Raw genomic sequence first — 635 nt, 5'->3', positions numbered from 1 at the left:
TGATGGGACAACTCCTTTCACCGAAAAATCCAATTTCTATAAAAGAGGAAAAAGTAAAAGTAATTCACAAAAATATCAATGCAAAGAATGTAAAAAATACACCAATGTGTTACCGATTAAAAGAGAATCAACTACCTATCATCAAAAACGAAACGATATACTCCCTCTCTTTTCCAAGTTATTGCTAAATAAAACTTCGGTAAGAAGAACCTGTGATATGTTGGAGATTGGGATGAAAACCTATTACACGAAATTAGAATGGCTCTATCGCTGTTGCGTGGAATTTTTGGACAAACATGAAAATAACGGCTTTCAAGACAAAACCTTCAATGAAATCTGGTTGAATACAGATAAGATGCAATACAATCTAAACAACATTCGGAGAAAAGGCAAAGGAAGTTTTGATACCTCCTTTACGGATGACTCTGCTTTGCAAACCCATGTGGTCATAACCGCAGATGTTCATTCTCGATATGTGTTCCGTAGCGATGTCGCCTATGATTGGGACTTTGATATTGAGCAATTAGAGGAAGATACCCTTCTCTATCGAGAAGACCATCTGGATTCCTTTTGTCGGAAAAATGACCGTTTCCGATTGTCCTACTATCCACAAGAACCAACGAAAGAGGATGACC

At 37.3% G+C, this 635-nt stretch carries 2 protein-coding genes; both read left to right on the top strand.

Annotated features, from left to right (window positions below):
- A partial coding sequence (locus MXD58_RS31785; protein ID WP_250610022.1) for a hypothetical protein occupies nucleotides 1–188 on the top strand: 188 nt, incomplete at its 5' end.
- 44 nt (nucleotides 189–232) lie between these two features.
- Nucleotides 233–635, top strand: a 403-nt coding sequence (locus MXD58_RS31780) for a hypothetical protein (RefSeq protein WP_518478673.1), incomplete at its 3' end; no start/stop codon positions are given.

It is taken from the genome of Frankia sp. AgKG'84/4, from assembly GCF_023242965.2.
GTDB lineage: Bacteria > Actinomycetota > Actinomycetes > Frankiales > Frankiaceae > Frankia.
The sequence above is the reverse complement of the archived record's forward strand: the minus strand, read 5'-3'. Positions and strand labels throughout refer to the sequence as shown.